Here is a 1,257-nt window from a genome sequence, read left to right on the forward strand (position 1 = left end):
CGCCGTGCCCACCTCCTACCGCGACATGAGCCCCCTGCCCGCCCACGGCGACACGCCCCCCGTCGCTCAGCCCGGTGTGCCCCCGATGTCCCAGCGAGCCGTGGACGCGGGCCGCCTCATGCTCACCGCCGGCCTCGCCACCGTCCCGCCCGGCCTCATCGCCATAGGGGTCCTGATCGCCTCCCGGCAGGCAGACCCGACCGTCATCGGCATGATCTGCGCCGCCCCGGCCGCTGTCGCCGTGCCCGTCCTCGCCCTCGCCCGCCTCTTCGGCCGCGTCGCCGAAGCCGCGCCCGACGAGCACCACCACCACTACACCGGACCGGTCCACCAGGAACAGCACCACACCCACACCACCACCCGAGGCGTGTGGGCCAAGACCAACAACCAGCACTGACCAACCCCGGAAGGAATCCGCTGTGAGCACCGAAGAACACACCGAGCCCGAGACCATCCGCTTCACCGTCGACGTCGTGTGCGTCCGCGACGGCTCCGTCCTGCTGATCGAGCGGGGGTGGCCGCCGCACAAGGGGCAGTTCGCCCTGCCCGGCGGACACGTCGATGCCGGCGAGACCTCCCGCGCCGCCGCCGCGCGTGAGCTGCTGGAAGAGACCGGCGTTCAGGTCGACGCCGACGACCTGACCCTGATCGGCATCTACGACACCCCCGACCGCGACCCGCGCGGCCGGTACGTCACAGCCGCCTACCTGGTGACCGTCCCCGCCGACACCACCGCACAGGCCGGAGACGACGCCGTCGCCATCCGCTGGACGCCCCTCGACGACACCGGCCATCTCGCGTTCGACCACAGCGAGATCGTGGCCGCCGCGCGCGGCCGGTACAACGCCCCCTTCTAGCTATGCCAAGGGCGACCCCCCATTCCGCCAAGAACCGGGGTCGCCCTTGCTCGCCAGTCACCATCAAGGAACTGGAGACATCCAGGATGACGCAACCCACCGACATCCGGCGAGTGCGCGGCCACCGAACGCGCCTGCTGGACCTGTACTGCTGCCAGGGCGGCGCGGCCAAGGGCTACGCCGACGCCGGGTTCGACGTGACCGGCGTCGACATCAACCCGCAGCCACGCTACCCGTACCGGTTCGTGCAGGCGGACGCGATCGCGTTCGTCCTCGAACACGGTGCGGAGTTCGACTTCATCCATGCCTCGCCGCCGTGCCAGCACGACAGCGACTGCCAGCGCATCCAGGACAACGCCCACCCCGACCTGATCGCCCCCACCCAGCGCCGCCCTCGAAG

General features: G+C 71.1%; 2 protein-coding genes and 1 pseudogene. All 3 read left to right on the top strand.

Annotated features, from left to right (window positions below; genetic code table 11):
• The coding region (locus AOJ26_RS40620; RefSeq protein ID WP_053853342.1) for a hypothetical protein at positions 1 to 397 on the top strand (397 nt) is incomplete at its 5' end.
• Positions 398 to 419: 22 nt separating this feature from the next.
• Entirely contained in the window at positions 420 to 857 is a 438-nt protein-coding gene (locus AOJ26_RS40625) for an NUDIX domain-containing protein (RefSeq protein WP_053853343.1), read from the top strand.
• 86 nt (positions 858 to 943) lie between these two features.
• A pseudogene (locus tag AOJ26_RS40630) lies at positions 944 to 1,257 on the top strand (DNA cytosine methyltransferase); the annotation flags it as partial.

This window comes from Streptomyces sp. NRRL B-24085, from assembly GCF_001282115.1.
Lineage (GTDB): Bacteria > Actinomycetota > Actinomycetes > Streptomycetales > Streptomycetaceae > Streptomyces.